This is a genomic window from Acinetobacter sp. YK3 (assembly GCF_001729365.1).
Lineage (GTDB): Bacteria > Pseudomonadota > Gammaproteobacteria > Pseudomonadales > Moraxellaceae > Acinetobacter > Acinetobacter vivianii.
Window position 1 is genome coordinate 1 of sequence record NZ_LZPJ01000045.1, and the last position, 7622, is coordinate 7622.

At 38.5% G+C, this 7622-nt stretch carries 7 protein-coding genes; 4 read left to right on the plus strand and 3 right to left on the minus strand.

Annotated features, from left to right (window positions below; genetic code table 11):
- Positions 1-497 precede the first annotated feature (497 nt).
- The 3 genes from A9Z07_RS04510 to catM form a co-directional block, all read right to left on the minus strand.
- Positions 498-1763 carry an OprD family outer membrane porin gene (locus A9Z07_RS04510; protein WP_069577222.1) on the minus strand — a complete coding sequence of 422 codons (1266 nt, stop codon included), beginning with the start codon at positions 1761-1763 and terminating at the stop codon, positions 498-500.
- Between the two features lie 320 nt (positions 1764-2083).
- Entirely contained in the window at positions 2084-3379 is a 1296-nt protein-coding gene (locus tag A9Z07_RS04515) for a serine hydrolase domain-containing protein (protein ID WP_069577226.1), read from the minus strand.
- Between the two features lie 540 nt (positions 3380-3919).
- Positions 3920-4837, minus strand: coding sequence for a cis,cis-muconate-binding transcription regulator CatM (gene catM / locus A9Z07_RS04520; protein ID WP_047432085.1), 918 nt, complete (start codon positions 4835-4837; stop codon positions 3920-3922).
- A gap of 104 nt (positions 4838-4941) precedes the next feature.
- Here catM and A9Z07_RS04525 point away from each other — a divergent pair, with 104 nt between their 5' ends.
- The 4 genes from A9Z07_RS04525 to A9Z07_RS17565 all read left to right on the plus strand — a co-directional run.
- Positions 4942-6051 carry a muconate/chloromuconate family cycloisomerase gene (locus A9Z07_RS04525; protein WP_004771122.1) on the plus strand — a complete coding sequence of 370 codons (1110 nt, stop codon included), beginning with the start codon at positions 4942-4944 and terminating at the stop codon, positions 6049-6051.
- Between the two features lie 14 nt (positions 6052-6065).
- Positions 6066-6356: a muconolactone Delta-isomerase gene (gene catC, locus A9Z07_RS04530; RefSeq protein ID WP_004771121.1), complete on the plus strand. Its 291-nt coding sequence runs from the start codon at positions 6066-6068 to the stop codon at positions 6354-6356.
- Positions 6357-6476: 120 nt separating this feature from the next.
- Positions 6477-7397 (plus strand): catechol 1,2-dioxygenase, encoded by a 921-nt coding sequence (gene catA / locus A9Z07_RS04535; protein WP_004771120.1) that lies wholly within the window; start codon positions 6477-6479, stop codon positions 7395-7397.
- A 118-nt stretch (positions 7398-7515) separates the two neighbouring features.
- On the plus strand, positions 7516-7622 hold a 107-nt coding region (locus A9Z07_RS17565), incomplete at its 3' end, for a CoA-transferase (RefSeq protein WP_319822837.1).

Genomic DNA, 7622 nt, shown 5'->3' on the forward strand with positions numbered 1-7622 from the left:
CCCATGATTGGTTGAATTTTTTAATCAAAAATTTAAAGTGATGAAAAAACTAAACTTTAATGTTTAATAAGCTCATCCAGATAAATAGAAACCACCTTCTGTTTACATTTACTCAACAAACAGTCTTAAAAACACTACAAAACAAGATAAATTCTCATTATTGATTCCATATAGGAAACAATTAAGTGAATTTATTTCAAAAATACCCCTGTTTTTTTAATGTTATATTGAGCTTCGTTTTTTAACTAGAAATTAAAAAGGAGAGACCAATAACGCTTGAGAATTCCTTAGAGAATATAGTGAAAGCATGATTCACTATTCAAATTTCTAGTTGAAGATTAATTGTTAAACTTTCTCAGATCAGCGCAAATGAAAAGAGATTCTTCAACTAGAAATTAATTTAACAGTTATACGACTAAAATATTAGCTCTCTATTTAACCATTAGAATAATAGTGAATAAAATGATATCCCCCAATAAAGCAGAATATTATTTCAATTAAAATTTAAAGGTATAAGTCGACAAAATTCGATTTTCTACAAAATCAGTTCCTGGATTATTCCCTGCACCATATTTAATATCAGCACGAATATGTCGCCATTCAAAACCAAGACCTTTGAATTTTCCTTCAGGTACGGTGTAATTGATAATGACATTTTTCTCGGTTTCTTTATTGTCCTTAAAACCTTCCCGATAAATTTCACTACCATTCAGATAACGTAAGGTCAGTTTTAGCCCAGGTACGCCATGATCTTTAAAGTCATAACTATATAAGATATGCCACGTCAATTCTTTTGCTTTGTAAAAAGCAACAGCAGACCAACTCTGTAAATAGGCTTGAGGAACGTAACCATTTAACAGTGGAATATTGTCCTCTCCCATATGCTTTTGCAGACCACTCACAATGGTATGTGGCCCATTCTGGACACTGGCTTGCAAGCCAATTGATTGAGTATCAATATCACCAAAGTAAGCGTCGCCGTCCTCTTTATAATTAAAATAGCGCGCATCAACTTTTAACTTGCTGTTTTTAATCTGCTCTGTATAGGCAGCATTGACATAATGTTGTTGGTAAATATCTTCAAGCTGACCAAACCAGTAAGCCCCAGATAAATTCGGCGTGAAATTATAGTCTAGCCCTAGAAAATTGAGTCCATCGCTTCTTTTCGCTGGATCTGTCGAGTTACCTAATGTGAATTTTCTATACTCATCATCATCGCGTGCATTAACATGAGTAAAACGTCCCGCAGATATTTTTAGATTCTTCACATCTTTATTTTCTAACATTGCCCCCGCATAGGTCGTAACCAGTTGTCGTGAGTCATCAATAAATAAAACAGGTGTTTTAGGAAAAAGCTCCCCCACTTTCAGCTCTGTATTTTGATATTTTAGTTTTAAGGTCGCACCGAGCTTTAAGTAATCACGTTCTTGGCGTCGCTCATGCTGATCATATTTAAACACCGTATCTAGCCGTTCATCATAACGGTCATTTAAACGCAGCGCATATTGAAAGCCTAAATCCAAACCGACTTGTATTGGTGTGTCAGTATAACCTGATACGAAACGTCCTGACACACCTTGTGACCAACTGCCCAAATCTTGATTGGTACCTTCAAAATCACGCTCGACATAGAAATTACGTAAATAAATACTCTTTTCACTATCTTCCAAGAAATCAGCATAAGCGGCATTGACATTGAGACAGCCAAAAAGAGTATATAAAGCAACGCGCTGTGCTTTATACAGCGTATTCAGTTTTAACATGGGAAATCCTTTCCTGAGTATTTAAATTCTTGTTACTGCAAGTAAAGTCTTGCTACTTGCCTTGTTATTTAGACCAAACTTCCATTTCCTTTAAATATCCGAAATCCAATAAAATATATTTAAAGAAAAGTCTAAGCTGCATTTATTATTTGAATAATTAATGTAATTTTCCATAGATAATGAAGTATATAGTTATACCTTTTAAGTCATATCGACTCCACGTCATGCATACAAGGTATTTAAATACTGCAACAATGCTTAGTCTTTGAAACAATAGAAATTAAAAGACTATCCCAATAAAGAATAGCCTTTATTCTCTGTTATTTTTTCTCTGTCAGATGCTTGCTTACGGCATTGAAGAATAAACTTTTTTCATTATCTAATTGGGCTGATGGTAGTGCTGTTTCCCATGTGCTCCATTGCATCATGACAATCTTGTCTTTCGGGTTAATTCCTAACATTTGTCCGAAGATTCCAAGACCCCAGAATGTTGAGTCAGCATGCGGAGTCGTCAAAGGTGAACCTCGCTTGGCTTGTGAATTCCACCACTGAAAACCATACGTTCCCTTTGGATAATTTTTAGTAACTGAACCTTTGGCTTGATTCCATTGGGTCGCTTGTGTTGTCCAATTTTCAGGCAGCATTTTATCTCCATTAGAAACACGACCTTCATTTAAGATAAATTGCCCAAAACGTGCATAATCACGCAAAGTTGCATTAAAACCATGCCCGCCCATATCAATCTTATTGCGTTCATAAGATTGCCATACGCCTTCTCGCTCCATGCCGACACGCTTCCAGACATTATTTTCTAGATATTTAGCAATATTTTCATGGGTTGCAGCTTCTAATACTTTACCGACAAGATATGCGCCACCCGTATTATATGACCAAACCGTTCCCGGCTTATATTTAGCCTTCAGATGTTTCACATTTTTATATACGCATGCTTCAGGATCTTTTACAGCCTCACAATAGGTCATCTTTGCAAAATCTGAATTTGGATCTTTATAGTTTTCATTCCATTCAACGCCGGAGGTATGTTGCATCAATTGTTTCAGTGTCACTTTTTCCCATGCCGTTCCTTTTAAATCAGGTAAATATTGAATGATTGGATCATTTACTGATTTGATTTTTCCTTGTTGAATGGCAACGCCAATCAATGTTGCGACTATAGATTTCGCGACTGAACGTGAAGTCCATAGCGTTGTCTCATCATTGCCATGTGCATAATATTCATAGGCAATCTTGCCATCTTTTAAAATAATTAAACCTGCAACATTTTGATTTTTTAGATAATCATTTAAACGGTAATTTTTACAGTCTACAGAATAATGGATATCGTTATTTGTTATTCCACTCTTTAACTTTGGTAACGCCAGTACATTTTTCTGATCTGGATGAAAAACACTGCCATCATAAATGCGGAAGGTATTTCGGAAACCAATCACCCGCTGTTTTTGTGTCCATCTGAGCATTTCATGCGGGTTAGGTAATTCCTGATCGACTGTCGTAGGACAATCTTTTAGTCCAAGCTGCTGACAACTATATTCCGCACATGTGATACTGCTGGCGATCATACCGCCTAACAGTAAACTAATTTTTGCGATTTTCATCTCTATTTTCCCTTAGTAGATTTTTAGTTAATTGACTCAACCATTCGCCACAACATTATCGTCCGTGATCTTCCTATAAAACGGTTATCATTAGCTGGTTTGCAGACACATTAAAAAATGTTCTTAAAATTAGTTACTTGAAATTTAAATATGGATTAAAGAATAGAAAATATTTCATTCTTATTTCTATTCAATTAATCTATTCAAAAATATCGTCATCATTTAATTGTGGCTGGTTAAACTTCACAACTCATTCATTTTTATGATTAATATAAGAGCAACATCATTTTCCAAGTTAAATAGAGCGCTACCAACCCAAAGCTATTGTTCTGTATATCAAATACAAATGACTTGTTTGAAATATTGAAATACGAGTAGTTGACTTAATTTTATTATTTGAATAATTAATGTGATTTTTCTATGCATAGTGAAGTATATAGTTATACCTTTTAAGTCTGGTTTTATTGTGCTCATCATCATACTGCATCAAAAAAGCGGTCCTTATGACCGCTCCTGAATAATTGATTTTTTGAGATTGCATCAATCACCATCAAGTTGTATCGGAATCCCTTCTTCTTCAAATACCTGTTTAATACATTCCAGAATCTGAGGAAGATACGGACTTTGATCCATATTGCGTACCGCCAATGAAATTGGAGTGTAAGCCTCCAAATCCAGAATAGGAATATAGACCAGATTCTTCATGCCAATGTCACTAGCACTCTCGGGAATAATGCAAATACCCTCACCTGAGGAAACCAGACCTAAAGCCATATGAATTTCACGAACCTCAACCATATCTTTAGGTACCAGTCCCAAATCCGTGAAAATCGACTGAATCAGAGTTGAAAAGTTTGGCTTTTGCGTAGCTGGATAAGAAAAAATAGGTTCATCAATAATCTGGGACAAATAAATGCCCTGATCGATGAAACGGGTTAAATGATGATTTTTATGAATCGCCAATTTGAGTTTTTCTTTGCGCAATAAAATTCGTTTAATCGCAGGATCACTAATTCGTAATCGCCCAAACCCCAAATCGATTTTGCCCAGTTTTAATGCTTCAATCTGGTCTTTAGTGCCATGTTCAATCAACTCGACCTGAATCTCAGGATGATTTTGGCGGAATAAATAAATCACCTGTGGCAACAATGCATATAGCAATGAACTGACATAGCCAATACGGACAATCTTATTGACTGTACTAATGCGTTTTGCCATAGAGGCTGCTTGAGCAGTATGCGTCAAAATCTGTACCGCATGCTGATAAAAGAACTGTCCTGCTTCTGTCGTTTTCACAGGTCGCGAACCACGTTCAAATAACAAAATACCCAGTTCTTCTTCCAGTTTCTGAATCTGCCGACTTAAAGGTGGCTGCGCAATACATAACTTTTCCGCCGCTTTGGTAATGCTCTGTTCCTCTACCACCGTCACGAAATAACGAAGATGTCTTAATTCCATTTAATATACCTTTTAAGTATCTAAAAATACCAAATTCAGCCTAGTTCTAAATATTACATTAATTTAGGGTATGTAAATAGGCAAAGATTGAAGAAATACCAAAGATGTATAAATCCATAGAAACCTTACTTGTCGAGATTCCAACCATCCGTCCACATAAGATGGCGGTTGCAACCATGCAAACCCAAACCTTAGTACTGATTAAAATCACGACAGCAGATGGTTTTATTGGTTGGGGTGAAGCGACGACCATTGGTGGCTTGGGTTATGGGGAAGAAAGTCCTGAAAGTGTCAAAACCAATATTGAGCAGTACTTTTCGCCATTGTTAAAAACGCTGGATGGTTTTAATGTGGCTCAAACCCTAAAAATTATTCAACAAAATATCAATGGTAACCGTTTTGCCAAATGCGCCATCCAGACAGCCTTGCTGGATATTCAGGCACAACGTTTAGGTCTGCCACTGAGTGAAGTCCTCGGTGGACGCTTACGCGATAGCGTGCCTGTACTTTGGGTACTTGCTTCTGGCAATACCGAAAAAGATATTGCTGAAGCACAAAAAATGGTTGAGCTAAAACGCCATAATATTTTCAAATTAAAAATTGGTTCACGTCCGGTGGAGCAAGATGTAGAACATGTTCTGGCCATTAAAAAGGCATTAGGTAAGGATGTTTCAATTCGTGTTGATGTCAATCGTGCCTGGTCTGAACTGAATGCGATTAAAGGGATTCAAATGCTTCAGGATGGCGGTGTTGATCTGATTGAGCAACCGTGTGCAATTCACAATATTGATGCCATGCAACGTCTGACCCGTAAGTTTGATATTGCCATTATGGCCGATGAATCGTTAACAGGGCCGCAAAGTGCTTATTGTTTGGCAAAGACGAATGCAGCCTCAGTGTTTGCGGTAAAAATTGCACAATCTGGCGGTCTGATCGAAGCCTGCGACGTTGCAAAAGTCGCTAATCTGGCAGGGATTGACCTCTATGGCGGCACCATGCTTGAAGGGCCTGTTGGTACCATTGCCTCTGCACATGCCTTCTCTACCTTTAGCAATTTAGCCGCTGGCACGGAACTGTTTGGCCCACTGCTACTCACGGAAGAAATTTTAAAAACACCACTTCAATATGGCAATTTTGAACTCAAGATTCCAACAGGTCCTGGCCTCGGCATTGAACTGGATCAAGACAAAATCGACAACCTGCGTCGTCAATAATTCAAGGAGTTGACATGCTTTTCCAAGTACGAATGGATGTAAAGATCCCCCTCGATATGCCAGCTGAAAAAGCCAATGAAATTAAAGCCGTGGAAAAGGCTTATTCACAAGACTTACAGCGTCAAGGTAAATGGCGTCATATCTGGCGCATCACGGGACAATACTCAAACATCAGTATTTTTGATGTGGAAAGTAATGAAGAATTACACACTATTTTGCAGGGACTGCCTTTATATCCCTATATGAATATTGAAGTGATGGCTTTAAATCGCCATCCCTCTGCCATTCGTGAAGATGATAGCTAAACGCGTATAGCAGGCAAAGTTAAAAACAGAATTTGAACAAGGAATGTGGCGAGCCAAGGAACCAGCAAAAATAGCCAGTTCGCTAGCCACCAAAAATTATCATACTTCAGGAGAATATGTATGAACCGTCAAGAAATCGATGCACTGGTTAAAAAAATGAATGTGGATACCGCGACAGGTGAAGTCAATCCACGTGTACAACAAATTGTAGTTCGTCTGCTCGGTGATCTTTTTCAGGCAATTGAAGATCTGGACATTTCGCAAAGTGAACTGTGGAAAGGTCTTGAGTATTTTACCGATGCCGGTCAGGCCAATGAACTTGGTTTACTGGCTGCGGGCTTAGGTTTAGAACATTACCTTGATTTACGTGCCGATGAAGCAGATGCCAAAGCAGGCATTACGGGTGGCACACCACGTACCATTGAAGGCCCACTTTATGTCGCAGGTGCACCTGAATCCGTTGGTTTTGCCCGTATGGATGATGGCTCTGAATCAGACAAAGTAGATACCTTATTTATTGAAGGCACAGTGACAGATCCTGAAGGCAATATTATCGAAGGCGCTAAAGTCGAAGTGTGGCATGCCAATAGCTTAGGTAACTATTCATTCTTTGATAAATCGCAGTCAGACTTCAATTTACGCCGTACTATTCTTTCTGATGCCAATGGTCACTATGTCGCACAAACCACCATGCCTGTAGGCTATGGTTGCCCACCAGAAGGTACTACGCAAGCGGTACTGAACCTATTAGGTCGTCATGGTAACCGCCCTTCTCACGTTCATTATTTTGTCTCTGCGCCGGGCTATCGCAAATTAACCACGCAATTCAATATTGAAGGCGATCAATATCTTTGGGATGACTTCGCATTTGCAACGCGTGAAGGTCTTATCGCAACTGCTGTGGATGTAACAGATGAAGCAGAAATTGCTCGTCGTGGTCTTAACAAACCATTCAAACACATTACTTTTAATGTAGAACTAGTCAAAGAACATGCAGGTGCGCCAAGTTCAGAAGTTGAACGTCGTCGCGTTGGTGCTTAATCCCCTAAAAATGACTGTGAGCTATTCATTAGCTCACGGTTTTTAAATTTCTATGCATTGCGTGTAATGAAAACAGGCATGTATAGAAATTTAAAAACATGTATCAAAGGTTGGCCTTATGATTGATAAAAGTAAGCTCTCATTGACCGAGGCACTGTCACAGATCAAGGATGGAGCAACCATCATGATTGGTGGCTTCGGCACTGCAGGACAACCCGCTGAACT

Bases quoted from the DNA above. Each gene is read 5' to 3' on its own strand.
- catM (WP_047432085.1), bottom strand. From the start codon at position 4,837: ATGGAATTAAGACATCTTCGTTATTTCGTGACGGTGGTAGAGGAACAG.
- catC (WP_004771121.1), top strand. From the start codon at position 6,066: ATGCTTTTCCAAGTACGAATGGATGTAAAGATCCCCCTCGATATGCCA.
- A9Z07_RS04510 (WP_069577222.1), bottom strand. From the start codon at position 1,763: ATGTTAAAACTGAATACGCTGTATAAAGCACAGCGCGTTGCTTTATAT.
- catA (WP_004771120.1), top strand. From the start codon at position 6,477: ATGAACCGTCAAGAAATCGATGCACTGGTTAAAAAAATGAATGTGGAT.
- A9Z07_RS04525 (WP_004771122.1), top strand. From the start codon at position 4,942: ATGTATAAATCCATAGAAACCTTACTTGTCGAGATTCCAACCATCCGT.
- A9Z07_RS04515 (WP_069577226.1), bottom strand. From the start codon at position 3,379: ATGAAAATCGCAAAAATTAGTTTACTGTTAGGCGGTATGATCGCCAGC.